This window comes from Bacillus cereus, from assembly GCF_002567495.1.
GTDB lineage: Bacteria > Bacillota > Bacilli > Bacillales > Bacillaceae_G > Bacillus_A > Bacillus_A cereus_AQ.
In genome coordinates, this window is the sequence record NZ_NVAP01000045.1 from 60,366 (window position 1) to 85,562 (window position 25,197).

Sequence of the window (25,197 nt, forward strand, 5' to 3'; positions counted from 1 at the left end):
CTTTATTTCGTTCTTTCATAGTAGAGAGAAAGAGGAGGAGTATTGATGAATGGGTTTATGAGTTTTATGGAACAAAAGATTATGCCAACAACGCAAAAGATTGCAGGACAACGACATTTATTAGCAATTCGAAACGGGGTTATTTCTACATTACCGTTAACGATCGTCGGATCATTTTTCGTTATCTTTTTAAACTTACCAATTGATGCATATATGGAATGGATTGCACCGTTTCGCCATATTTTAGATATTCCATTCCGATTTACAGTAGGACTAATGGCATTATACGCAGCATTTGGAGTAGGGGCTTCGCTCGCGAACTTTTATCAGCTCAATCAATTAAGTGCAGGGCTACTATCTGTACTCGCCTTTTTACTAGCATCAGTTGAACCAATTCAAATTACGAAAGCTGTACCAGGTGTTATTGATGCAGGTAGATATATTTCAGTAGGAACATTAAGCGCAACGTCTTTATTCGGCGCAATTGTGACAGCATTAATTGCAGTAGAAATTTATCATTTTATGATTAAGCATAATATCTCGATAAAATTACCAGACAGTGTACCACCAGCAGTTTCAAATTCGTTTGCAGCATTAATTCCAACATTAGTAGTTATTCTTTTATTCTGGGGCATTCGTTACGGTTTGAAATTTGATGTAAATACAACAATCACATATTTAATCGCACCATTAAAATCAGTATTAGTAGGAAATAATTTATTCGGTGGTTTATTAACAGTATTCTTAATCGTGTTCTTCTGGTCATTTGGTATACATGGACCAGCGATTTTAGGGCCGATTATTCGTCCGATGTGGGATTCAGCAATTCTTGAAAATATGGAAGTATTCACGGCTACAGGAAATGCACATCAGTTACCAAACTTATTTACAGAGCAATTTATTCAATGGTTCGTATGGATTGGTGGATCGGGTTCAACGTTAGCTTTAGTAATTATGTTTATGTTCTCTAAATCTAAGTTCCTAAAAGAGTTAGGTAGACTATCATTCGTACCAGGTTTATTCAATATTAACGAGCCAATTATTTTCGGGGCACCAATTGTAATGAACCCAATCTTAATTATTCCGTTCGTGATTACACCGTTAGTGACAACGACAGTATCATATTTCGCAGTTGTTTCAGGGATGATTCCACTCATGATGGCGAAATTGCCATTTACGATGTTAGCACCGATTGCAGCGATTATTAGTACGGACTGGACAATTATGGCTGGTGTACTTGTACTTGTTAACTTTGTGATTTCATTCGTTATTTACTATCCATTCTTCAAAATGTATGAGAAACAACAATTAGCAGGAGAGGAGAAAACAGAATGCTCGGAGCAATTATCATCTTAATTACATTTGTGGTCGGACAGTGTATTGCCCATTATTCGAAATGGGTACAAAGTAAATCTTTATTAGTGTTACTGCTAGTATCAGTTTTGTTTATCGGTTGTTCAATGGGGGCATATGTAATGTTAGGTTTACAATCACCGTACGTTATCATTGTACCGACCATTTTATGTGCAACATGTTTATCTGCAAAATATAGATTTACGAGCATGGCATTAATACAACGTGTGAAGGAGATGCAAAAGCATGGAGCGTAAATTAGGAATTTCACTTTATCCAGAACATTCAACGAAAGAAAAAGATATGGCATACATTTCGGCAGCGGCACACCACGGATTTTCAAGAATATTTACTTGTTTATTATCTGTTAATCGTCCGAAAGAAGAAATTGTAGCTGAATTTAAAGAGATTATTAATCATGCAAAAGATAACAATATGGAAGTTATTTTAGATGTAGCTCCAGCTGTGTTTGATCAGCTTGGTATTAGTTATAGCGATCTATCATTCTTCGCAGAGTTAGGCGCAGACGGTATTCGTTTAGATGTGGGCTTTGATGGGTTAACTGAAGCAAAAATGACGAATAATCCGTACGGTTTAAAAATTGAACTAAACATAAGTAACGATATTGCGTACTTAGAAAATATTCTTTCGCATCAAGCGAATAAGCCAGCTTTAATTGGCTGTCATAATTTTTATCCGCAAAAATTCACTGGCCTTCCGTACGACTATTTCATTCGTTGTAGTGAACGTTTTAAAAAGAACGGAATTCGTACGGCAGCCTTTATTACATCACATGCCGCAAACATCGGTCCATGGGATATTAACGACGGATTATGTACGTTAGAAGGGCATCGTAATTTACCAATTGAAGTACAAGCGAAGCATTTATGGGCGACAGGTTTAATCGATGATGTCATTATCGGAAATGCTTATGCGAGTGAAGAAGAATTAGAGAAACTAGGGAACTTAAACCGTTACATGTTGCAGCTGAAAGTACAATTTGTAGACGAAGCGACGGAAGTAGAAAAGAGAGCGACACTGCAAGAATTACACGTAAGACGAGGTGACATAACGGAATATATGGTACGTTCTACAGAAGTGCGTAAAAAATATAAAGACTATGACTTCCCTATGCGCGAAAGTGTGCTACAGGAAAGAGGGCAAGTTGTAATTGGTAATAACTCATTCGGAAAGTACAAAGGTGAACTGCAAATCATCTTGAAAGAAATGCCGATAGATGAACGGAAAAATATCGTCGGTACAATTGCGGAAGAGGAGTTATTCTTACTAGATTACGTAGGGGCTTGGACGCAGTTTACTTGTGTGGAATAGGGAAGATAGGAGAGGGTGCTGCGGCATCCTCTTTTTTTGAAATATCTATTACATATACCAATTTTCCAAAAAGCACCGCGCCCTGTGATTAAGGGGGAGATAACTATTAAAAAAGTTGATAGCTTGGTAATATGACTAGAGGTTTGTTTTACTTCAATAGCAATAAGGGTAGTCACTATATAAATACGAAAGATTGTATTTAATCAACCTTAGAACTAATTACTTTATATTCCTTGTCTTTTTCAACATCTATAATTGCAGTAATCTTTTTTTGTTCATCATTACGTACGTGGCCTTCAACCCAAACTTTATAGCCCATTTCTCCAGTGACTCCAATCTCAGTAATAACAACGTCTAACTGTTTTTCTTTTATAAAGTATTCAATAGCAGTTTTCTTTGCCTTTTCTTTGGTTTTGGGGAATTCTTTTTCACTTAATGGATTGCTAGTTGTTACTGTGATGTAAGTAATAAAGGTAACAATAGCTAAGATGATTGTAGAAATTCCAATTAATAAAGATTTTTTCATTGTTTGTTCTCCTATGTTGTTTTTTTAAATATAAGCAAGGGATTAGAGATTAACTATCGTTCCTTTTCCATTCACATTTTATCTGTAATTGATCACCATTTAATTCTGCCGATAAATTACCATTCATCTTTGTCATTAGGCTTTTTGCAATAAACAAACCTAAACCTGTACCTTTTTCTTTTCTTGCTTGATCCACTTTATAAAAGCGATCAAACAAAAAAGGGAGATCTTTTTCTTTTAATTGATTTGCGGGATTTATTATATTGAGTTGAACAGCTGATGAATGTTTAACGAGTTGAATGGTAACCTCTTTATATGAATGCTTAATTGCATTGGTAATTAAGTTTTCAATTACACGTTTAACAGCTGATGAATCCGCCATAATATAAATTTCTTCCTCAGGAATCAGGATAGTAGGCTCTATTTGCGCTTTTTGGAAATCATCATAAAAATTGAATAAAGAGTTTAATAACAATGTATTTAATTTGATGCTTTCTATTTTTAATGGATGATCAGGTGACTCTATAACGGATAGTTCAAAAAAATCATCTAATAAATCCTTTAATCGCAGCGCTCCAGTTTTTGTATTTGTTAAATACTGCTCTTTTTTTTCTGGTGTTATATCTTCGGAGTCTAAAAATTGTATATAACCTAAAATAGATGTCATGGGGGTGCGTATATCATGCGACATACTCGCAATAGCCTGCTTAAATTCATTTTTCGTTCTTAATGTCTCGGCAACAGCCTCGTTCGTTAAATCAATTTGTTTATTTATATGTGCTGCTAAACTCTCAAGATCGTTATCATAAAAAGTAAGATCTATTTTTTTTGAGATTACTTTTTCGTTTATTTGTTTGAGTTGGCGAGAAACATGTTTTAGTTCTTGTTTTAATAAGTAAAAGCGAATGAAGAAAATAAATATAGCTATAACAGATAGAATTACTATAAAAATCATCATTTCACTCGCCTTCCTTTATGATTTATTTAATTTCTTTTTTTAAGAATACAAATATTCCTAATATGCCAAATGTCAAATAGACTAAAACGGGGATAATCGTTAATTTGAAAATTTCAATGTTGTCCATAGCGTTTACCATAATAATTTTATATACTAAATGGAAAATTGAATGATTGTAAATATATTCAATTACTGTAGATTTGCTAGCTAATAGGAACATAATCGGATCAAACAGAAGGAATATAGCAAATAGAACGCCAATTGCTTTCCCGCTATCCGTAAATAGTGTTGCAAACACCATCATAATAGAAGCAAATGCAGCTGCATACAATATGCTGAAAATCATTGTTTGCATAAAGTACTTTAAATCGGGCATACCATTAAATTGAGCATATACAGCGCCAATTCCTGTCATAGCGATTGGTAATATAACTGAGAGAATGATGGCCCCAAATGTGAATACAAGTAGTTTAGAGATATAAATTCTAATTCTATTATTTCCTGAAGAGGCAATACTTTTCATCGTACCAAGAGAATATTCACTTGAAATGAAATACCCGGCTAAAAGGCATGGAAGTAACTTTAACACATAATGGTTCTTACCAATAATACTTGTAAATAAGTCATCAACTGTTAATGTCTCTGTTCCAAACATAAACATGATAGTGGGAATAAGGACAGCAATAGCAATCAATATTAATACCAGTGTTTTAAATGACCTGTCCTTTTTTAACTTAAACACTTCTGATTTTAATAGATTATCCATGCTGAATACCCCCAATAAGCTTCGTAAAATAACTTTCTAAATCTTGTCCCATGGATTTAAATTGTTCGATAATCAATCCTTCTGTAGCTAATACTTTAGAAACCATTCCTGGTTGATCAAGATGGGTATATAGTCGAATTACACCGTCAGGCATAACCTCGTAGTCAGTCGTAGAAAGTATCGTTTCAATTATGATTGTAGCCTTCTCTGTATTATCTACTTTGATATGCAAATATTGCTGGCATTTCTCTTCTAGCTGTTTCACAGTCATTTGCTCAATCAACTCACCCTTATGAATGAAACCATAATGAGTAGCTAACAAATGCATTTCGCTTAAAATATGACTAGATATGAGTATTGTAATTCCTTTTTCCTTATTGAGCTTTTTCAATAACTCCCTTATTTCTACAACACCCATAGGGTCTAAGCCATTAATTGGTTCATCAAGAATTAAAAATTCTGGATCTCCTAATAGGGCAATTGCAAGACTAAGCCTTTGTTTCATACCTAATGAAAAATTCTTCGCTTTCTTTTCTTTCGTATCAAGAAGCCCGACGAGTGATAGTGTTTTTGGGATACATTCTTTTCCTGGGACACCTTTTAAAAGCCTATGTGCTTCTAAATTTTCAGCAGCTGTCATATGTGGATAAATTGCTGGCATCTCAATCATAGAACCAATACGCTTTCTAGCTTGAACTAATTCTCTTTCACGTGATTCTCCAAATAGCTCAATCGTACCTGATGTCGGTATTGCTAATCCAGTTACCAAACGAGTTAGTGTAGATTTACCTGCACCATTTTGTCCGATAAAACCGTAAATGGAACCCTGTTCAATCGAAAGGTTCACTTTATTTAAAGCAATATGATTTTTATATTGCTTGGATAATTGATTTGTCTTAAGTACATAACTATTCATTCATTTACCTCCCTTACGTGATACATTTAGTATAGTAAGAAGAACATAAGAGAAGCTTAAGTTAAATCTAAAGAAAACCTTAAGTTTTAAGACGGTAGCCCATTCCCCAAATCGTTTCGATATATTCAGCATTTGGATCAGCCTTAGATAGCTTACTTCTTATATTGCTCATATGAACATTCATAATATTATTATCACCATAAAACTTTTCATTCCAGACACTTTCAAACAAATTTTCTTTCGTGAAAATTTTGTTAGGGGATGACACGAGCATAACTAAAAGTTCATATTCACGAGCTGTAAAAGTGAGCGCATTCCCTTCAATAAAAACTTTTTTAGCTTCTGTATCTATTACTAAATTTTTGTGCTTTAATTCTTTATTTGTTGGAGCTTTATGTAACCGTCGATATCTCCTCAAATGCGAGTCAATTCTCGCGGAAACTTCCTCAATATCAAACGGTTTCGTAATATAATCATCCGCACCTGATCTGAGCGCATCAATTTTAGTTTGCTGCTCAATCTTTGCTGAAATAATAAGAACAGGTGTGTCACTTTGATCAGTTATTTTTGACAGAATTTCTTCTCCATTCATACCAGGAAGCATTAAATCAAGTAATACCATATCCCAATCTTGCCTTTCTAAATAAATCATGGCTTCTGTGCCTGAGAAGGCGGATTGAGAAACATATCCACTTTTTTCTACGATACTACATAATAATTGATTTATATCATTATCATCTTCAACAACTAATATATTGATTGACTGTGTCATCAGCACCAACTCCTTTTACTGTGAAGCCTATTTATTTTATATACTTCCTCATAAATATTCAAACACATTATTTTAATTTAATGTGTTTGAATATTTGAATTGAAGTTCAAATTTTAGGTTATCCTGCATTTTATCTTTATACAAGCATGCTATTCTCTCCATATAATTATGCTGCATTTAGTAGTGATGGAAATAGTGAAAGTTTTGAATTTGGTTAAAATATAAGATGAACTATTTCTTCATAAAAATAAAATGAAGAGTGGGGAAGACGTAAGTTTGACACATACAGAATTTGAAATTTTAACTTATTTAATGCAAAACAAGGGAATTGTTATTACACGAGAACAACTGATTACCAAAATATAGGAATATGCATTTGCTGGGGATGATCGTACCGTCAATAGCCATATCCGCAATTTGCGTTATAAATTAGGGCAAAAAGCAGTTTGTATTGTCACTGTTGTTTGAGCTGGTTATAAATTTGAGGAGTAGGTATGAAAAAAGGAATTGTATTAAAGTTATTTATGTTAACGACAGCATTATGCACACTTATTTTAGCTACTGTTTTTATTGGACAAACTTTATTTTTTAAGCAATATTATGCGAATAGAAAGGTCAATGATATTCAAAAAAATATTCGATCTTTTGAAAAAGCATATGTAAAGGCTGGAGATGACGCGAAAATAATTCAAGAATTAGAACTAGCATTTTACCAAGAGAATACGACGTGGATAACAACATTAGATAGTATAGGAAATATTAAATACGCAAATGATTTTTCTTTAGAAGTTCAATTAGACCCTTCTCGAAATAGGACGTTTTCTAATCGTGTAATTCATCTACCGTTATATAGTTTAATCAGCTTAGAGGATATGCAAAGGACACAGTTTAGTTTGGAACAAGGAAAGCATATTATTATTGATGGTGTACAAAAAGGCGGGACAATAGTTCCTGCGATTTTAACAGTAGAAAATGAACATTTAAATCTTGAGAATAAGCAACTTTCGGAAAAGTTATATGGAAAAAAAGAAGTAACAGAGCCTTCATTAATAGAAAGTTCGACGATATATGTAACAGGGAGTATTAAGAAATTACAATTGCCAGAGGGCACTAATATAGGAACGAATTTTATATATGCAAATCATTTGTTTATAGAAAGGTTAAAACAATTTCAAGTACATTTAATATTAAATGATAACAAGGATACCTATACTTCTACAAAAATAATGGATTATGAAGAAAATGATATTAAATATAAAATATTAATCAGGCCTACAATAGATGCAAATGGTCAAACAAATTATATTTTTGCTATGACATCATTACAACCAGTTGATGAAGCTGTACGAATGATAAAGGACTATTATATTTATCTAATTATATTTGTATTGCTTTTAATTGTTTTGATATCGTTCTATTACTCCAAAAAAATTGCTAGACCATTATTACAAATAAATGATACGACAAAAAAAATTGCTGATTTGGATTTTTCAGAGACGATACCTATTACTACAAAAGATGAAATAGGTGATTTATCACATAATATTAATGCGCTTTCTAAGACTTTGCATTCATATATTTACCAACTGCAACAAGATATAGAGAAAGAAAAACAATTAGAAAATACACGTAAAGAATTTATCTCTGGTGTCTCTCATGAATTAAAGACACCTTTAAGTATAATGAAGAGCTGTATTTCAATTTTGGAAGATGGTGTTGCGAGTAATAAAAAAGAATATTACTTTAAAGCGATGGCAAAAGAAGTAGATAAGATGGATATGCTTATTGTTGATATGTTGGAATTAGCAAAATTTGAATCTGGTACGTATAAAATGGAAATCGATGTTTTCCAAATTGATGAGATTATTGATTATATATGTGAGCAATTAGCCTCGGATATAACAGCTAAGCAATTACATGTTCATAGACAGCTCTCTAAAATTGAAGTAGTTGCAAACCAACATCGTATCGAACAAGTGATTACTAACTTTATTACCAATGCAATCCGTTACACGCCAGAAAACGAAAGTATCATTATTTCTACAATAGAAGAAAATGTACGTGTAAAAGTATGCGTAGAAAATAAAGGAGCTCATATATCGCCAGAGCATTTAGAGAAAATATGGGATCGTTTTTATCGAGGAGATACGTCTCGGCAACGCTCCAAGGGCGGGACAGGATTAGGTCTTGCTATTTCAAAGAATATATTAGAGCTTCATGGTGTGGAATATGGTGTTTCGAATACAGAAGATGGGGTGTTATTCTTCTTCTATTTAAATAAAAGCATGTAGAATTTTAGTTCTACGTGCTTTTATTATTTTTAAACCAAATCGATCTTATCTGCATTTTATCTTTATCAGCCTTCATTAATATCTTCATTAGAAAGGGAATGAAAAGCTGATAAGGAGATTGCTGTAATGAAAAAAAAAATAATATTACTTATGTTTATTATATTAATAACGGGGACAGGATTTGGTCTCATACATGCTAAAGGACAGAAAAAGATATCACAAGAAGATTTGCGCTTAAAAGGAAAAACAATTGTAATCGATCCTGGACATGGTGGGGGAGATAGAGGAACGAAAGGGAAGAGCCTTGGAACGGTTGAAAAAGATCTTAATTTAAAAGTGGCACAAAATATCAAAAAAGAGTTAGAAGAAAGAACTGATGCAAAAGTTATATTGACACGCGAAAAAGATAGTAGCTTACTTCCGGAAACGAAGCAAAAGGAAGAATTACAAGCACGTGTAAAAGTAGCTCAGGACCATTCGGCAGACCTTTATATCAGCATTCATCATGATGCTTTTGAGGATAAAAATGTAAAAGGAATAACAACTCATTATGGAGCTAATAAAAGAAACGATAAAAAGTTAGCTAAGAGTGTGCAAGAAGCTATTTTTAATCAAAATATAAATACTCGAGATAGAGGCATTCGAAGAAGTGATTTCCTTGTCTTAAGAGAAACTTCTGCACCAGCTATTTTAATTGAATTAGGGTTTACATCTAATGAGAGTGATGAAAAAAGAATGAATTCAGAAGAATTTCAGGCGAAATCGAAGAAGGGTATTGTCGATGGTGTTATTCATTACTTCACTGTATAACAAAATAGGTAAATGGAAAAATACTATTCATTCTGTATCTTAATCAGAATGAATAGTATTTTTTATTTTTTGTGTATAGAGCTAATATCCGTTTTATTGACGAGAAAATAAGTGGTTTGTTTGTTGCTTTTTCGGTGTATGACCAGCCTCGTGAATGTATTATAGTGGAAAAAATCCTTTCTAAAGAGTTGATATCATACAGTATTCTTTAACTGATTTCGACATTATCTGCATTCTATCTTTATCCCTCTCTATTAATCTACTTATTGTAATAGCAATTGAAACTAATGATTTTATCGAGTAAAGGTACAGTCTTATAAATCATTAATATAAAGTTCAATAGAGAAAGGATCGATAAATAATGAAAGAATCGCAACATAAGAAGATGAGCGTAATAACTAAAGGAATACTATCACTAGCGGTTATTCTAACTACGGGTTTGTTAGTTTTCTTATTGTCCGGTAAATTTAACTCGACTCCAGCAAAGGGGATAGAGAAAGAAAGTGTTAAACAGGTTAAAACGCAGCAACAAGAAGTGAAAAATGAAAGACCGCCGTCAAAGGAAAAAGGACCAGATGGAAAACCAGTTGGAAAAGTTGTATATTTAACATTTGATGATGGTCCTAGCGAGTTAACAGGAAAATTTTTAGATGTACTAAAAGAACAAAAAATAGAAGCTACATTTTTTATGCAAGGTAGTAATTTACAAAACACAAGTTTTCAGGAAAATGTTAAACGATCAGTAAAAGAAGGTCATTATATTGGTGCACATAGTATGACACATAATAGTGATAAGTTATACAAAAAAGGACAATTTGTACCAGAGATGAAAGAAACGTTATCTCTTATTCATGATATTACAGGTACAGATCCTAAACTAGTTCGTCCACCATATGGATCGGCACCAGGTTTAAAGGGAGAAGAAATTCGTAATCAAATTGTAGAAGCTGGAATAAAAGTTTGGGATTGGACAATTGATTCGAATGATTGGAAATTAAAAGATAATCCAAACCAAATTATTGAAAATGTAAAAAAACAAACAACCGAAGATGTAGAAGTTGTTTTGATGCATGAAAAGCCACAAACATTACAAGCTCTTCCTGAAATTATTAAGTTTTATAAAGAGCAAGGATATGAGTTTGGGGTATACCATGATGCAGACCATTTTCGTCTGAATTTCCAGAAAGATCAACGTCTATAATAAACGTGGTAACTACTTAATTGAATAAATTTCTATAACTTGAACTATAAATAAGTCACTTCGACTAGTTTATAGTTCTTTTTGCTGGTGGAAAATCCTGTTTTATTACAATAGTGTAAGGAAATGTAAAGAAACCATCCTGTTTTATTAGTAAGGTGGTATTTTCTATATTTTTAGAAACATTACAAAAGTGTTAGTGATGAGTAAGGTTATTCAATATTAACAATAACGTATTTGTTTTATAATATTTCAGGCAATATTATAAAACAAATACATTTGAATTAATAATTAATTAAGTAAAGGAAGAACAGTGTATGCACAAAATTATGATTGTAGAAGATGACCAAAAAATTTCAAAATTACTTCAATCTCATATTAGTAAGTATGGTTATGAAGGTATTATTACGGAAGATTTTGAACATGTTTTGACACAATTCGAAGATATTAAACCTGATTTAGTTTTATTAGATATAAATTTACCAAGTTTTGATGGCTATTATTGGTGTCGCCAAATTAGAACTATATCCACTTGTCCTATCATCTTTATATCAGCACGTAGCGGAGAGATGGAACAAGTTATGGCACTCGAACATGGGGCAGATGATTATATTACTAAACCGTTTCACTATGAAGTTGTAATGGCTAAAATCCGAAGCCATCTTCGTCGTATATATGGTGAATACGCTCCAAAGGTAGAAGCGAGGGTTATAGAGCAATCAGGTTTAGTACTTTATCCAGAAAGAATGGAGTTAAAGCTAAACAATACCACTTGTACACTCTCGAAAAAGGAAACAGTTTTATTGGAGATTCTCATGCAACGGGCTCCCAATATTGTAAGCCGTGGGAAAATTCTTGAAAAGCTCTGGGATGATTACACGTATGTAGATGATAATACATTAAGTGTAAATATTACGCGTGTTCGTAAAAAATTAGAAGGAATCGGAATAAAAAATGCGCTGGAAACAGTTCGTGGTGCAGGATATCGTTTAAAAATCACATGGGAAAATGATGAGGTATTGTAATGAAGTTATTTTTACGCGAACAAATACCGTATATTGGTTTTTGTATTTTGCAACTATGTGTCACTCTTTCAGTATATTGGCTGGATGGATATCGTAATTTACCTACAGCTCTATACAGTGTTTTTTTAGGGATTTGTTTGTTAATAGGCTATTTAACATTTCGTTACTATAGTCATCGTAGGCTTTATAACAAATTATCCACTCCTTCTAAAACGTTACATGAATCTATACAAGAAATGGACTCTACTCCATTATCAATAGCATTTCAGGAGGTATTAGAAACGCAGTACAACCAATATCAACAAAGACTGAAGACATGGGAATATAAACAAAAAGAGCATCACACGTTTTTAAATCAGTGGGTACATCAGATGAAGACACCTTTATCGGTTATTGAACTCATTACGCAAGAAGAAGATGGAGAAATTTTTGAAAGTATTACAGAAGAAGTAGATCGGATGCAGTATGGGTTGGAAATGGTATTATATATGGCACGCTTAGAAACGTTTGAGCAGGATTTTTATGTAGAAAGGGTATCTTTACAAGATATCGTGCAAGAAGTGATTGTTGAGAATAAGCGTCTTTTTATTCGTAGTTATGTATATCCAGAAGTGAAAATAAAGCAAAATCTTATGGTGGAGACGGATAGAAAGTGGCTTCGGTTTGTAATTAATCAAGTTATATCTAATGCCATTAAATATTCTGCAGGAAGTAGAAAGAACGTGACACTGGCTGCGTTTGAGGAAGGGCGCTCTGTAATTTTAGAAATTCAAGACCATGGGGTAGGGATTCCAAGGGAAGACCTTCCCATGGTGTTTCGTCCGTTTTATACGGGAGAAAATGGTCGGAAGTTTAAGGAATCTACTGGTATGGGCTTATATCTTGTGAAAAATATTATAGAAAGGTTAGATCACGAAATTGAAATAGAATCTGAGGTGGGGAAAGGAACGAAAATCCGGATTATGTTCCCATATGCGATTCGTTAAAAGTTTAATTTACTTGTATTTTTCAGAAAAGTTACAGACCTGTTAGATAAATGAAAGGTTAATCGATATGAAGAATAAGACTCCTTCGTTAAACTAAGTTATATCAAAAGGTAATAAGGAGAAAAACGATATGGAAATATTAAAAGTTCATGATTTAAGTAAAATCTATACAGGGAAGGTATCTTACGAAGCACTTTCCAATATTAATTTGAGCGTAAAAAAAGGAGAATTTGTAGGGATTATGGGCCCATCAGGAAGTGGGAAAACTACTTTGTTGAACATGGTTTCAACTATTGATTCTCCCACATCAGGAGAGGTATTAATTAATAACGAAAATCCGCATCAACTATCTCCGAATGAACTAGCATTATTTCGAAGACGTGAATTAGGGTTTGTGTTTCAAGCTTTCAATCTGTTAAATACGTTAACAGTGAAGGAGAATATTGTTCTTCCTCTAACACTAGATGGTACAAAAGTAGAGGATATGAATCATCGCGTAGAAGCTATCGGAGAGAAGTTAGGAATACAGGGTATATTAAATAAACGTACATTTGAAATATCAGGAGGACAGGCGCAACGAACTGCAATCGCACGTGCTCTGATCCATAAACCGAAATTATTACTAGCAGATGAGCCAACTGGAAATTTAGACTCCAAAGCGGCTACTGATGTAATGGAATTATTAAAGCGATTAAATAAGGAAGAAGGGGCAACAACGATGCTTGTCACACACGATCCAATGGCTGCAAGTTATTGTGACCGAGTGATATTTATTAAAGACGGCGAGCTTTATAATGAAATTTATTGCGGAGACAACCGTGAAATGTTTTATCAAAAAATTATGGATGTACTAGCATTATTAGGAGGGCGTAAGCATGACTTTTCGGCAATTCGCGTTTAATAATATCATACGTAGTAAACGGACGTATGCTGCACACTTTCTAAGTAGTACATTTTCCGTAATGGTATTTTTCACATATGCACTATTACTTTTTCATCCTAGTTTACAAGGGGAACTGGCTTCTACCAGTAAAACCATGGGTAAATTAGCGACGACGGGGATGCAAATCTCTCAGTATCTCATTTTTATTTTTTCTTTCTTCTTTCTGCTGTATTCTGTAAGTTCTTTTTTGAAGACAAGGAAAAAAGAATTTGGGATATTAATGATGCATGGAATGACTCCTTCTCAATTAAATAAGTTAATATTTTTAGAAAATATGTTGATTGGAATCGCATCTGTTGCTTTCGGTATCCTAATCGGATTGATTTTTTCAAAGCTATTGTTATTACTAAGTGCAAATATATTAGCAATTGATAATGGATTGCCTTTTTATATTCCAATTAAAGCAATTTTCATGACAGTTGGTGCATTTTTGATTTTATTTCTATTCATTTCGTTGTTTACTTCCAAAATGGTAAAAGTAAATAATTTGATTGAACTAATGAGATCAGAGGAAAAACCTAAACCAGAACCAAGAGCATCTAAAGGACTAGCGTTACTTTCTCTTGTATTAATTGGGTTAGGATATGGATTTGTATTCTATTTCACCATAGGTAGGGACTTTGATAAGCCTCAATATCTATTTATGGGGGTTGGTTGTGTAATTATAGGAACCTATTTTTTATTTTCACAGTTAAGTGTGTACGTACTACGTGTTTTAAAGAAGAAAGACTCTGTATTTTTTAATAAAACAAACCTTCTTACGATTTCAGAATTAGCCTATCGCATGAAGGATAATGCAACTATGTTCTTTATGCTAGCAATTATTTCTGCTGTGGCCTTCACAGGAATTGGTACATGCTTAGCAATGGGGAATAAAGGATTAATCGAGATGACGAATCCATTTGCATTTACTTATACTTCCACAAATGAAGATCAGCATGAAGAAGAGCACGTTGCAGAAATTAAAAAACAGTTAACTGCATCAAAATTTTCTTATCATGTTGAAGCTATAAGTCCGAAATTTACTGAAAATAATTACACACTTATTAAGTTAACAGAGTATAACCGTTTTGCGAAGCTCTTTGGGCGTGAAGCAGAAACGTTGGATAATGATCAAGAAATTATATTAGTACCAACATCAGTTACACAAAAAGAAAAATATGCAAAAGGAAAAGGGATTCCTCCGCAACTAGATATAGCTCAAGGGAACTCTGATTTGACTTTGAAAGTAAAAAAAGCTAAACCACACCTAACTTTACCTATTCAGAAGAGTGCTACGATAGTAGTGTCGGACTCCTTATACGACAAATTCCCGAACATAGACACGGAATATGGTCCTATTGTTAAAACGTTATACGGATTTGTAGTGGAAAATTGGGAAAAAACAAAAATGATTACGAAGAATTTAGAGGCGCAATTAGAGAATACTGAAATGGTTAATCCTACTCATTCTTTTGAATCGTTATACTCTGAATGGATTTCTTCAAAACAAAAGAATGGTGTATTACTTATTGTGAGTGTATTGGTAGGTATCGTATTCTTTACCTTTGCAGCTAGTTTGCTATATTTCCGTCTATATGCAGATTTAGAAAGAGAGCAAAAACAATATGAAATGATTGCAAAAGTTGGCCTGAGCAGAAAAGAGCTAAAGAAAATAGTAACGCGTCAGCTTATATTGATGTTCTTTTTACCAATACTCTTAGCGATTATTCATAGTGGTGTCGCTTTTATGGCATTACAGCGACTAGTGGATTTTTCGGTTTTAAAAACGTCTATCATAATTTTCTTAGCCTTTCTATTCATTCAAAGCGTATACTTCTTCACGGTCAGATGGCGTTATTTACAAAAGTTATCCAAGAAAATTATGTAGTTTATTTGTTAAACAAAGAGGAGAGCATAAAACATGAGAAAAGTAATTAAATTATGTATGGTAGGAATCGTTTCTATTTCGATGTTAGGAGCATGTTCTTTTGGAAAGACAGAAGAACCAAGGAATGGGGCTGTACTTATTGGAGAAGAACAACAATTAAAAGATATAGTAAATCAACATAAAAGTGACATTATATCCAATGATTTATATCAGGTAAAAAGAGCAGAAACCAATATTAAGGTGAAAAGGGAAGATAAAGAAAAAATCGAGAAGCAGCAAGTATTAATTATAGATCAAAAAACAGCTGAAGGTGTTATGAAGAAAGGGCTATTAAGAGAGACTAATAATGGAGTGCCTACTAGTGGAGGTCCAATTACTTCTTTACCAACCATTCCAAAAGGGAAAGTTTTGATGTTTACCAACAATGAAAATAAAGAAATAAAAGAAATTAAAGTAAATGATAAAAAAATCAACGTACAATACGAAGATGATATCTCGCTAGGACGTTGTCGTAATACAGCTTATGAAGACATAGTTTTGATTGTAGATGCTACAACATTTAAAGATTTACCGGGAACAAAAACTTATATGGAAGTATTACATTTCAACAAGTCTTATGGAGAAAATAAATCATTTAATGGGGACGACGCAGAAGCTAAGCAAGCATGGAATGAATGGGAAAAGTTTACTAAAGATATGAAGGAACAAGTAAACTCATTCGATACAGTTTCAATCATAAAAAAATAAAAAATCCTTATTTGGTGTAATAAAAAAACAGGATGAATGTTTGAATTCATCCTGTTTTTTCTATTGGAATGAAAAAAGAATGACAAGAGTAATAAGAAGTAAGTTTTCTCATGCTGAATATTTCGAAATGAATTTGGGAGTGGGCTACAGTCTTAAAACTTAAGATTTTCTTTAGATTTAACTTAAGGATCTCTTATGTTTTTCTTACTATACTTTGTATCAGTTGGTATTCGGGAAAGTTTTAAAATCCGGGGGATTTATGAAGGTTAGAATTGCAAACAAGTGGATGTATTTTGTTCCTTTGTTAAATACTCTGTTTGTTGTTAAAAAATCATCATATTTGGCGAATTTTACGATTTTTTGTTTGTACATAAAAAGGAGCAAATCATTTGTTTACCATTGAACACATATATCAGGAAATTTTAGAAGGTAGAAGAAGGCGATTTCCTAAAAATACATGGAGTGAAGATCAGGATAATACGCTAGCGAGACGTGTAATTATATATTTTATAGAACAAGTTTTACAGTGGGATAAAAAAACTATTCTTAAGTGTTGGAAGTCACAATTAATCATTCAATATAAATTAGGTGGTTTACTTAGTGCTAAATATCATGATAGCCCATATGCAATGATAAATGATGTTTATCCGAATTGTTTTAAAGAATGGGATTTTCAAATGACACCTAGAAACTATTGGACAAAGGAAAAGGCATTGGAAGCATTAAAATGGACGATAGAAGAAAAAGAAAGGTTAACAGATAATAAGTTATTGGAGGTTTATAACGTTCAGTGGTTATCTAATCATAATTTGAGTTCGCCTTGCCAAATTTTTTGGGGAAATAGTCCTTACATAATGATAAATGAATTATATCCAGCCCATTTTAAGGAGTGGGAGTTTAAAAAAACTCGTAGTCATTCGTGGACAAGGAAAAAAGCGTTGGAAGCATTAAAATGGACAATAGAGGAAAGAAAACAAATGGATGCTGAGGAAATCAGGAAAAAAATTAGTGTAAGTTGGTTTACTGAAATAGGCTTAAGGACTCCACTTGAGAGATACTGGTATGATAGTCCATTTCGCATGATAAATGAGTTATATCCTGGATGTTTTAAAGAGTGGGAATTCCAGAAAACACCTAAAAACTACTGGACAAAGAAAAAGGCACTAGAAGCATTAAAATGGACGATAGAGGAAAAAGAAAAGTTGCCTAATGAAGAACTAATAAAGGTGTATAGTAAAAAATGGATAATCAGTCAGGGGTTAAGAACACCTTTAAATATATTTTGGAAAAATAGTCCATATGCTATGCTGCACGATTTGTATCCAGGGAAGTTTAAAGAATGGGAATTAAATAGAGCTCCTCGGGGATTTTGGACAAGGGAGAAGGCATTAGAAGCATTGAAATGGACGATAGAGGAAAAAGAAAAGTTATCTAATGAAGAACTAATAAGGGCGTATAGTAGAAGGTGGGTAATTAATCGGGGGTTAAGAACACCATTAGATAGATTTTGGAATAAGAACCCGCATGCAATGTTAAACGAACTGTATTTAAATTAATTTACAAAAAACATAATACTTCAGCTTAAATGAAATACAAGTTAAATGACAACAACGTATCTTAATAATTTTTCGTTTGCTTGCTTCACTTTTTTTAGTACTTTGTATTTTGAGGGTAACTCAGTTGACAACAGCAGGGCGTTATCTATTTCCACTTTGTTGTTTAAAACGATAATAGAGAGTATTTCACATAGCCGGAATTTCTATGGCTATTGGATAATCTGGTTTTTTATCGATTATGATGCCATGAGGTATAGAGACATGACTGATATTTTAAAGTATATAAAAAACGAGGGGACTTATTTATATCAGAGAGGGAAGTGGCTTCGACATAATATTGCTTACTTTCAAGAGAAAGAATGTAAGAATCATAAAAAAAGAGCCAGCCTCAACGATGAGACTGACTCTTTTTTGTAATTAGTTTAATACTTTAACTGTAACTGTTTTACGTCCCCAGCTACTTGATGTACCTTTATCTGGCATTAAAACGTCGATTTTATTACCTTTAATAGCTCCACCAGTATCCCCAGCGATTGCTACTCCGTAACCTTCAACCCATACTTTTGAACCTAATGGAATTACACTTGGATCAACTGCAATAAGTTTCATGTTTGGATTAGCTGTTAAGTTATGACCTAAAGCTGATTTTACTTGGTCGCCTGCTTTATAACCATTTTCAAGTGGATCTGCTGTGTAAGCTGTTGCTACAACTTGGAACTCACGAGAAGAAGATTGTGTGTTTTTCTCAGTTTCTTTTGCAACAGGTTGTTGTGTAGCTGGTTTTTGAGCTTTATTAGCCGCTTCACGATCAGCTGCCTCTTGAGCCTTAGCTGCTTTACGAGCTTCAGCAGCTGCCTCTTGAGCTTTAGCTGCTTCACGAGCTTCAGCAGCTGCCTGAGCTTTAGCTTCTGCTTGAGCCTTAGCTGCTTCTTGAGCTTTAGCCGCTGCTTGAGCTTTAGCTGCTTCACGAGCTTTAGCCGCTTCTTGAGCTTTAGTTTCTGCTTGAGCTTCAGCAGCTGCCTGAGCTTTAGCTTCTGCTTGAGCCTTAGCTGCTTCTTGAGCCTTAGCTGCTTCCTGAGCTTTAACTTCTGCTTGAGCTTCTGCCGCTTCACGAGCTTTAGTTGCTTCTTGAGCTTTAGCTTTTGCTTGAGTTTCAGCTACTTCTCCAGCTTTAACTGCTTCACGAGTTTTAACTGTATCTTGAACTTTAGTCGTTTTTTCAACTTTAACTGCTGGTTGAACTTTAACTGGTGCTTTACCTGTTAAGTAAGGAACATGAACATAAGCTGTTTTTCCGTTATATTCAAATTGAATCCAGTCATTTTGCACTTGGTGTGTTGTTTCGATTACATCATCTTGTTTCAACTTACCAAGAATTTCTGAGTCTGTGTTTGCACCAGCACGTACGTTTAATACGTTTGCTGTTACGTAGTAAGTGTCTTTTGTATAGTCAGCGCTTATGAAAGCTTCTTTACCGCTATTCAATGTAACTTTTGACCAACCATTTTCTGTATGTAAAACATTTACTTTATATCCATCTAATAATTTTCCTACAACTTTTGATTCAGTAGTTGGGTTTTCTCGTACGTTTAGTACGTCAGTCGTTACGATTGTTTCTGCTTTAGCAGATGTTGTGAAAATCCCAAGACCAAAAACCGCTGCTGTTGCTATACCCATAAATTTTTTCATAATAGCCTCCATTGCATTTGTTTTCGTTGACCTCATTATAGCAACCATTATTTTCTTATTTGCGAAAAACATAAAATTACAAAGCATTCGTAACGGGGCATTAATATTCTGTAACAATTCCATAAATATCCTGACAGCGCTTCCTTGTTGTTTTTTGGGGAATTAGGGCATATAAAACACAAAGTGAGTAGTATTTCAATTACTGTGACATTAATAGTGTTACAGTAATGTTTCTTGAATATATCTATAGTGTTACGAAAGTGGTGTGTTTTACTGTTGGAATGAATAAGTAGTTATGAAATAATAATCTTTTTAAGCGTAAAAAGATATAAATGAGGTGAAAATTAATAAAACATCGATATAATTGTTACAAAATCAGTCGAAGTATGGAAAAAATTACGCCTTGATTTTAGTCTGTCATATAGTATTTTTGCAATAATAGGATTAGATAATAGCCTTAGTATCTATAAATAATGAAGAGTATTAGAATGATAGTTGTAACGTGAAACATATATAATAGAAGAAACTCAATTTAATAGGTAAATAAAAAACGTAGGAGTGTAAACTCCTACGTTTTTTATTTACTCATATCGTAAACATTCAATTGGATCAAGTTTTGCAGCTTTGTTAGCTGGTAGTAGTCCGAATGCAATACCGATTAGCATTGAAATACCCACTGAAAGAAGTCCAAGTTCTTTTGAGATAACAAGTGGCCATCCTGCAAAGATTGAGACGATCCAAGCGAAGAAGATACCAAGCATGAATCCGATGAAACCACCTAATCCTGTTAAAATACAAGATTCGATTAAGAATTGCGTTAATACTTTACCGCGTGTTGCACCAAGTGCTTTACGAATACCAATCTCACGTGTACGTTCTGTTACAGATACAAGCATGATGTTCATTACACCGATACCACCAACAAGTAAGGAGATAGCAGCGATACCACCGAATACCATTTTCATCATACCGATTGATTCATCTAGTTGTTTTGTAAATTCACCCATATCTTGAGCTTCGAATTTATGCTCAAATTTAGGAGCTTTCATTTCGTTTAAAACAGAAGCGGCTTGTTTTTCTACACTTTTACGTTCTGCGGGTGAAGTTAACATTAATCTTACAGAGTCATACTCAGTTACTCCTGAGATTACAGGAGCGTTTTCAAGTGATGTATAACCTTCTGACATAGCCATTCCGAAATCATTTTTCGTTTCATACACACCGACTACTTTATATGGTTTTCCTTTTATGTCGGTGTATAAATTGGATTCCCAGCCGTTAAATAATTTATTGAAAGCTTCTTCATTTAAAATAACAGCAGGGATTGCTTGCTTTAATTCACTATCATTTAATTCACGACCGTGAACTAATTTTATTTTCGCATCTGTCATGAAGGCGCCTGTTCCACCTTTTAAATCAAGAGAGACATCCTTTGAACCAGAAGATGCTTTTACTTTCATACTTACATCCGGATAAACATCTTTAACACCTGGCACAGTTTGAAGACGTTTTAACATATCAGCTGTAATTTTGGCACTATCAGTTCCGTAATCAGGGTTGTTGTAGTAAATCGTTACTTCCGTATCTTTTCCTTGGCCTAACTCTTTTTTAAACTTTGCGTTTGTACCATCACCCATTGAAATGATAGTAATGATGGCGCTAATACCAATAATAATACCTAGCATCGTTAATATAGAACGCATTTTATGAGCAAAGATAGAGGAAAGGGCCATGCGTATATTTTCACTCGTATTCAAAATTAACCTCTCCAATCTTGGACGATATTTCCGTCACGAATTACAATTTGACGTGCTGCAGCTTCCCCGATTTCACGGTCATGGGTAATCATAATGATTGTTGAGCCTTGTTTATTTAATTCGTAAAAGAGGTCCATAATTTGTGTACTTGTTTTCGTATCAAGTGCTCCCGTCGGTTCATCGGCTAAGATAAATTTGGGGTTATTTACAATTGCGCGTGCAACAGCGACACGTTGCTTTTGACCACCGGATAATTCGTTTGGTAAGTGAGTAGCTCGATCAGCTAAACCGACTTTTGTTAAAGCTGCTAGTGAGCGTTCACGTCGCTCTTTTTTATCAACACCTGCATAAATAAGAGGCAACTCAACATTTTGCATTGCTGTAAGTCTTGGTAATAACATGAAGTTTTGGAATACGAATCCGATTTCTTTATTACGTACGTGTGCAAGTTCTGTTTCAGACATGTTTGAAATGTTTTGGCCAGCTAGTTCATACGTACCTGTCGTTGGTTTATCTAAGCAACCGATAATGTTCATTAATGTTGATTTACCAGAACCAGAAGGTCCCATAATTGAAGTGAATTCTCCTTGATTTAGTGTTACGTCAATTCCGTGTAATATTTGAACGGACTCTGCACCATTTTGGAAGGATTTCGTGATGCCTTTTAAGTTAATCATTCAACGACAACCTCCATACCATCTTTTAAGTCTTTTTCAGGTTTAGAGATAATTTTTTCTCCTTTTTTCACTCCAGATACTTTTGCTTCGCTATCTGTCTCGAATTCAACAGTAACTGCTTGTTCTTTCGCTTTACCGTCTTTTACAACGAAGACAACATTTTTGTCACCTTTTTTCACGATACTGCTTTTCGGAACAATTGTACCAGTTGCTTCGCCAGATTTACTTGTTACGTAAACATGGAATCCGTTTTGTAATTCTTCACTATTATCTAATGTGACAGTGAATTGATAGTTAGAAACTGTTTTGTTTTCGTCCATGCTCTTTAATGGTGTAGAACCGATTTCTGTTACTTTTCCTGTCCAAGTTTTACCAGTGACCGTTTTTGATGAAACAGTAACTTCTTGCCCAATTTTCATACTAGCAAGCTCATATTCAGACAGTTGACCTTTTACTTTAAATTGACCAGCGTGACGAAGTGTAATTCCGCTCATACCTGTTTTTTCGTCAGCAGTTTTCACGATATCATCAATTACGCCATCAGTAGGACTTGTTACAGAAAGAGTGTTTACTTTCTCTTTTGCTGCTTTAATCATTTCATCAGCTTTTTCAACTTCAAACTTTTTCATTTCAATTTGTGATTCTAATTGTTGAACTTCAATTTCTGATGCTTTTAATGCTTCAGCGGGAAGGCCTGCATTTTTATCTTTTTGTAATTTTTGTTTCGCTGCATCAATTTGTTTTTGGAACAACGTTACTTCTTTTTGTGCGATTTTCTTTTGCATTTCTGCTTCTGTTACACCTTGTTTAGCAGTAGGATCATTGTATTTAAACAGAAGCTGCCCTTTTTTCACTTCATCACCTTTTTTTACAGCTAATTCATACGTGCCTTTTGTTGGATCAAATGAAATTGTTTCGATTCCGTTTGGAATAACTTCACCGCCAAATTTTTGCGCGTTTTGGATTTGTTTTTCCGTAACTTTATAACCGCTATATGCCATTGCTACTTCTGAACTGCCTCCAGCAAATGCAAAATATGATCCAGCTGCAATTCCGATTGCTACTACACTAGTAATTAACACTTTATTTTTCTTCTTCATCTATTTATCACCTTTTCGTTCGTTTTAGTATCTACATTAAGTATAGAAGAGCTGAAGAATCTGACAAATCGTTTTAGCTTACAAAAACCTTACAGTTTTGTAAGGTATGAATATCTAAATGTAAGGTAGAGCTTGTCCGAACTTAAGCAAATGAATTGACGCGTAGTTTTTTTCTTACAATAATATTGTAGGAAGGAGAGGAAGGAGAGGAAGGAGAGGAAGGAGAGGAAGGAAGATGGAAGCTTATTTTAGTGCGCATCCATTAAAATCGTTTATTCCATACTCAAGGCAACATGCCATTATATTATTTATTATGTTGGTGGGGATATTTTTTCTGTATCAATACCAAGATTTATTGCGTCAAAGTGAGTGGAATATAACGGTTCGATATGCGATTGCATTTCTATTTATAGGGAGTGAAATTGGGCTTCATATGTGGGAATGGAAAGCAGGGATTTTTGAGCTAGGGACTTCATTACCGTTTGAGTTATGTACGATTAGTTTATTATTAGCGTCGATTATGATTGTAACGAAAAGTTACCGCATATATGAGATTGTATTTTTTACGGGAATTATTGGTGCATCACAAGCCATTTTAACGCCGAACTTGCAGTATGCTTTTCCGCATTTTCGATTTATTGAATATTTTATCGCACATGTATTGCTCATTTGGGCACCGCTCTTTATGACTTGGGTAGAAGGGTATCGTCCGACGGTACAATCTATTAAACGCACGATGATATTCTTAAACATATTAATTCCAATTGTTTCATTCGTTAATTATAAAACAGGCGGTAATTATATGTTTTTAGCTCATAAGCCAGAAACTGCTTCATTACTTGATATGTTAGGACCGCATCCTTACTATATTATTTCATTGGAAATTGCAGCTTTGATTGGATGTTTTATTTTGTATATGCCGTTTGCGAAAAGAGAAAAGCATGTGCATACGGAATCGCTGGGATCATAACCTAGCGATTTTTTGTGTTCGAATATTTACAATTCAGAAAATTAAGAATAAAATTAAGGGGTAAATTATAGAGAGAGAAGGGCGAAAATGGTCAAAAAAGTATTCTGGAATGGGATGGAAGTGACGATTCAATTTCTTATTTCGATTTTGGGTATTATTTGTTTAGGGACATTGCCGAAACTATTTTATGGATTTGAGTTGCATGCATCACAGTACATAAAGAGTTTACAAGAAGTGTTTGTGAATTTAATGGACATCTCCAATTTTAAATATGTGGGAGATAAATTTTTATTTCCGCAGTTGTTTGTCCATTATAAAGAAACAATGGTTATATTTTTAGCTGCTTTTTTCATTTCATTATTTGTAGCATTTTGTATTGTTTATGTGATTATGAGTAGTTCACCTCGTATACAACATCGTATTAAATCATTTCTTATCTTCTTAGAATCTATTCCAGACATTTTACTTATTTTAGTATCACAAATTTTAGTTGTATGGTTTTTTAAACAAACAGGCTTTTTACCTTTTCAAATTGCGTCAATCGGAGGCGAGTCGATTAGAGGCTTGCCAATATTTTGTTTGAGTATACCGACTACGATTCTGTTTGTAAAAATGTTGGTGCTTCGTTTTGAAAATGAGCTAGAAAAAGATTATGTACTATTTGCTAAGGCGAAAGGGCTAAATCGTATTCATATTTTAAATCGTCATGTTTTACGAAATGTGTTGCTTAGTACACTTTTCTTTGCGAAAACGAATATCTTTTTTATGTTATCTAATTTATATATTATAGAATGGATTTTTAATACGGGTGGTATTTTTATGTTTTTGAAATCGTATGAAGGTATTAGGGTGGAGGTCTTCATCGTTAGTGTGCTACTTATTTATATTCCGATTTTTATTTTGTTTAAATTGTTTCATTATCTCATTCCAGCTGCGATGAAGGAGAGACTATAAT

23 protein-coding genes and 1 pseudogene are annotated in these 25,197 nt (G+C 33.7%); 15 read left to right on the forward strand and 9 right to left on the reverse strand.

Annotated elements, in window-relative coordinates; all coding sequences use genetic code 11:
* Window positions 1-45: 45 nt before the first annotated feature.
* The 3 genes from COK05_RS21940 to COK05_RS21950 are packed head-to-tail and all read left to right on the forward strand — an operon-like array spanning window position 46 to window position 2,685.
* The gene (locus tag COK05_RS21940) at window positions 46-1,356 is read left to right on the forward strand and encodes a PTS sugar transporter subunit IIC (protein ID WP_098614240.1); all 1,311 of its coding nucleotides are present in this window, start codon (window positions 46-48) and stop codon (window positions 1,354-1,356) included.
* Window positions 1,332-1,610, forward strand: coding sequence for a hypothetical protein (locus COK05_RS21945; protein ID WP_000900048.1), 279 nt, complete (start codon window positions 1,332-1,334; stop codon window positions 1,608-1,610). Before COK05_RS21940 ends, COK05_RS21945 begins: the two co-directional genes overlap by 25 nt.
* Window positions 1,600-2,685: a DUF871 domain-containing protein gene (locus COK05_RS21950; RefSeq protein ID WP_098614241.1), complete on the forward strand. Its 1,086-nt coding sequence runs from the start codon at window positions 1,600-1,602 to the stop codon at window positions 2,683-2,685. Before COK05_RS21945 ends, COK05_RS21950 begins: the two co-directional genes overlap by 11 nt.
* Before the next feature lie 199 nt (window positions 2,686-2,884).
* Here COK05_RS21950 and COK05_RS21955 read toward each other — a convergent pair whose 3' ends face one another.
* From COK05_RS21955 to COK05_RS21975, 5 genes are all read right to left on the reverse strand, one after another.
* The gene (locus tag COK05_RS21955; RefSeq protein WP_098614242.1) at window positions 2,885-3,211 is read right to left on the reverse strand and encodes a hypothetical protein; all 327 of its coding nucleotides are present in this window, start codon (window positions 3,209-3,211) and stop codon (window positions 2,885-2,887) included.
* A gap of 49 nt (window positions 3,212-3,260) precedes the next feature.
* Entirely contained in the window at window positions 3,261-4,169 is a 909-nt protein-coding gene (locus COK05_RS21960) for a sensor histidine kinase (protein ID WP_255290347.1), read from the reverse strand.
* A gap of 22 nt (window positions 4,170-4,191) precedes the next feature.
* Window positions 4,192-4,935: an ABC transporter permease gene (locus tag COK05_RS21965; RefSeq protein WP_098614243.1), complete on the reverse strand. Its 744-nt coding sequence runs from the start codon at window positions 4,933-4,935 to the stop codon at window positions 4,192-4,194.
* The gene (locus COK05_RS21970; protein WP_098614244.1) at window positions 4,928-5,851 is read right to left on the reverse strand and encodes an ABC transporter ATP-binding protein; all 924 of its coding nucleotides are present in this window, start codon (window positions 5,849-5,851) and stop codon (window positions 4,928-4,930) included. The genes COK05_RS21965 and COK05_RS21970 overlap by 8 nt, the downstream gene beginning before the upstream one ends.
* A 79-nt stretch (window positions 5,852-5,930) precedes the next feature.
* Window positions 5,931-6,623, reverse strand: coding sequence for a response regulator transcription factor (locus COK05_RS21975; RefSeq protein WP_098614245.1), 693 nt, complete (start codon window positions 6,621-6,623; stop codon window positions 5,931-5,933).
* 261 nt (window positions 6,624-6,884) lie between these two features.
* Here COK05_RS21975 and COK05_RS21980 point away from each other — a divergent pair.
* The 10 genes and pseudogenes from COK05_RS21980 to COK05_RS22025 form a co-directional block, all read left to right on the forward strand.
* A pseudogene (locus COK05_RS21980) lies at window positions 6,885-7,091 on the forward strand (winged helix-turn-helix domain-containing protein); the annotation flags it as partial.
* Window positions 7,092-7,117: 26 nt separating this feature from the next.
* Window positions 7,118-8,914, forward strand: a complete 1,797-nt coding sequence (locus COK05_RS21985) for a sensor histidine kinase (protein ID WP_098614246.1) — start codon at window positions 7,118-7,120, stop codon at window positions 8,912-8,914.
* A gap of 126 nt (window positions 8,915-9,040) precedes the next feature.
* Window positions 9,041-9,724, forward strand: a complete 684-nt coding sequence (locus COK05_RS21990; protein WP_098614247.1) for an N-acetylmuramoyl-L-alanine amidase family protein — start codon at window positions 9,041-9,043, stop codon at window positions 9,722-9,724.
* Between the two features lie 361 nt (window positions 9,725-10,085).
* Complete coding sequence (locus COK05_RS21995; RefSeq protein ID WP_098614248.1) at window positions 10,086-10,925, forward strand: polysaccharide deacetylase family protein; 840 nt, start codon at window positions 10,086-10,088, stop codon at window positions 10,923-10,925.
* 314 nt (window positions 10,926-11,239) lie between these two features.
* Window positions 11,240-11,947 carry a response regulator transcription factor gene (locus tag COK05_RS22000; protein ID WP_098614249.1) on the forward strand — a complete coding sequence of 236 codons (708 nt, stop codon included), beginning with the start codon at window positions 11,240-11,242 and terminating at the stop codon, window positions 11,945-11,947.
* Window positions 11,947-12,933 carry a sensor histidine kinase gene (locus tag COK05_RS22005; RefSeq protein WP_098614250.1) on the forward strand — a complete coding sequence of 329 codons (987 nt, stop codon included), beginning with the start codon at window positions 11,947-11,949 and terminating at the stop codon, window positions 12,931-12,933. Before COK05_RS22000 ends, COK05_RS22005 begins: the two co-directional genes overlap by 1 nt.
* Window positions 12,934-13,063: 130 nt before the next feature.
* Complete coding sequence (locus COK05_RS22010) at window positions 13,064-13,834, forward strand: ABC transporter ATP-binding protein (protein ID WP_098614251.1); 771 nt, start codon at window positions 13,064-13,066, stop codon at window positions 13,832-13,834.
* A complete protein-coding gene (locus COK05_RS22015; protein ID WP_098614252.1) occupies window positions 13,809-15,746 on the forward strand; it encodes an FtsX-like permease family protein in 1,938 nt (645 codons plus the stop codon). The genes COK05_RS22010 and COK05_RS22015 overlap by 26 nt, the downstream gene beginning before the upstream one ends.
* Window positions 15,747-15,779: 33 nt before the next feature.
* Window positions 15,780-16,493 (forward strand): lipoprotein BA_5634 family protein, encoded by a 714-nt coding sequence (locus tag COK05_RS22020; protein ID WP_098614253.1) that lies wholly within the window; start codon window positions 15,780-15,782, stop codon window positions 16,491-16,493.
* A 389-nt stretch (window positions 16,494-16,882) separates the two neighbouring features.
* Window positions 16,883-18,049, forward strand: a complete 1,167-nt coding sequence (locus COK05_RS22025; protein ID WP_098614254.1) for a DUF4046 domain-containing protein — start codon at window positions 16,883-16,885, stop codon at window positions 18,047-18,049.
* Between the two features lie 417 nt (window positions 18,050-18,466).
* Here the strand turns inward: COK05_RS22025 and entC are convergent, their stop codons facing one another.
* The 4 genes from entC to COK05_RS22045 all read right to left on the reverse strand — a co-directional run bounded on the left by entC (window position 18,467) and on the right by COK05_RS22045 (window position 23,272).
* The gene (gene entC / locus COK05_RS22030) at window positions 18,467-19,861 is read right to left on the reverse strand and encodes a cell wall-binding protein EntC (protein WP_141539208.1); all 1,395 of its coding nucleotides are present in this window, start codon (window positions 19,859-19,861) and stop codon (window positions 18,467-18,469) included.
* A 458-nt stretch (window positions 19,862-20,319) separates the two neighbouring features.
* Entirely contained in the window at window positions 20,320-21,471 is a 1,152-nt protein-coding gene (locus COK05_RS22035) for an ABC transporter permease (protein ID WP_373605399.1), read from the reverse strand.
* Window positions 21,472-21,497: 26 nt separating this feature from the next.
* Entirely contained in the window at window positions 21,498-22,172 is a 675-nt protein-coding gene (locus tag COK05_RS22040) for an ABC transporter ATP-binding protein (protein WP_098614256.1), read from the reverse strand.
* Window positions 22,169-23,272: an efflux RND transporter periplasmic adaptor subunit gene (locus COK05_RS22045; protein ID WP_098614257.1), complete on the reverse strand. Its 1,104-nt coding sequence runs from the start codon at window positions 23,270-23,272 to the stop codon at window positions 22,169-22,171. The genes COK05_RS22040 and COK05_RS22045 overlap by 4 nt, the downstream gene beginning before the upstream one ends.
* Window positions 23,273-23,507: 235 nt before the next feature.
* Between COK05_RS22045 and COK05_RS22050 the strand changes: the two genes are divergently transcribed.
* Together COK05_RS22050 and COK05_RS22055 are read left to right on the forward strand one after the other, a co-directional pair.
* On the forward strand, window positions 23,508-24,242 hold the full coding sequence (locus tag COK05_RS22050; RefSeq protein ID WP_098614258.1) for a YwaF family protein: 735 nt from the start codon (window positions 23,508-23,510) through the stop codon (window positions 24,240-24,242).
* Between the two features lie 87 nt (window positions 24,243-24,329).
* The gene (locus COK05_RS22055; protein ID WP_098614259.1) at window positions 24,330-25,196 is read left to right on the forward strand and encodes an ABC transporter permease subunit; all 867 of its coding nucleotides are present in this window, start codon (window positions 24,330-24,332) and stop codon (window positions 25,194-25,196) included.
* Window position 25,197: the final 1 nt, after the last annotated feature.

Bases quoted from the DNA above. Each gene is read 5' to 3' on its own strand.
- COK05_RS21940 (WP_098614240.1), top strand. From the start codon at position 46: ATGAATGGGTTTATGAGTTTTATGGAACAAAAGATTATGCCAACAACG.
- COK05_RS21945 (WP_000900048.1), top strand. From the start codon at position 1,332: ATGCTCGGAGCAATTATCATCTTAATTACATTTGTGGTCGGACAGTGT.
- COK05_RS21950 (WP_098614241.1), top strand. From the start codon at position 1,600: ATGGAGCGTAAATTAGGAATTTCACTTTATCCAGAACATTCAACGAAA.
- COK05_RS21955 (WP_098614242.1), bottom strand. From the start codon at position 3,211: ATGAAAAAATCTTTATTAATTGGAATTTCTACAATCATCTTAGCTATT.
- COK05_RS21960 (WP_255290347.1), bottom strand. From the start codon at position 4,169: ATGATGATTTTTATAGTAATTCTATCTGTTATAGCTATATTTATTTTC.
- COK05_RS21965 (WP_098614243.1), bottom strand. From the start codon at position 4,935: ATGGATAATCTATTAAAATCAGAAGTGTTTAAGTTAAAAAAGGACAGG.
- COK05_RS21970 (WP_098614244.1), bottom strand. From the start codon at position 5,851: ATGAATAGTTATGTACTTAAGACAAATCAATTATCCAAGCAATATAAA.
- COK05_RS21975 (WP_098614245.1), bottom strand. From the start codon at position 6,623: ATGACACAGTCAATCAATATATTAGTTGTTGAAGATGATAATGATATA.
- COK05_RS21985 (WP_098614246.1), top strand. From the start codon at position 7,118: ATGAAAAAAGGAATTGTATTAAAGTTATTTATGTTAACGACAGCATTA.
- COK05_RS21990 (WP_098614247.1), top strand. From the start codon at position 9,041: ATGAAAAAAAAAATAATATTACTTATGTTTATTATATTAATAACGGGG.
- COK05_RS21995 (WP_098614248.1), top strand. From the start codon at position 10,086: ATGAAAGAATCGCAACATAAGAAGATGAGCGTAATAACTAAAGGAATA.
- COK05_RS22000 (WP_098614249.1), top strand. From the start codon at position 11,240: ATGCACAAAATTATGATTGTAGAAGATGACCAAAAAATTTCAAAATTA.
- COK05_RS22005 (WP_098614250.1), top strand. From the start codon at position 11,947: ATGAAGTTATTTTTACGCGAACAAATACCGTATATTGGTTTTTGTATT.
- COK05_RS22010 (WP_098614251.1), top strand. From the start codon at position 13,064: ATGGAAATATTAAAAGTTCATGATTTAAGTAAAATCTATACAGGGAAG.
- COK05_RS22015 (WP_098614252.1), top strand. From the start codon at position 13,809: ATGACTTTTCGGCAATTCGCGTTTAATAATATCATACGTAGTAAACGG.
- COK05_RS22020 (WP_098614253.1), top strand. From the start codon at position 15,780: ATGAGAAAAGTAATTAAATTATGTATGGTAGGAATCGTTTCTATTTCG.
- entC (WP_141539208.1), bottom strand. From the start codon at position 19,861: ATGGAATTGTTACAGAATATTAATGCCCCGTTACGAATGCTTTGTAAT.
- COK05_RS22035 (WP_373605399.1), bottom strand. From the start codon at position 21,471: ATGGCCCTTTCCTCTATCTTTGCTCATAAAATGCGTTCTATATTAACG.
- COK05_RS22040 (WP_098614256.1), bottom strand. From the start codon at position 22,172: ATGATTAACTTAAAAGGCATCACGAAATCCTTCCAAAATGGTGCAGAG.
- COK05_RS22045 (WP_098614257.1), bottom strand. From the start codon at position 23,272: ATGAAGAAGAAAAATAAAGTGTTAATTACTAGTGTAGTAGCAATCGGA.
- COK05_RS22050 (WP_098614258.1), top strand. From the start codon at position 23,508: ATGGAAGCTTATTTTAGTGCGCATCCATTAAAATCGTTTATTCCATAC.
- COK05_RS22055 (WP_098614259.1), top strand. From the start codon at position 24,330: ATGGTCAAAAAAGTATTCTGGAATGGGATGGAAGTGACGATTCAATTT.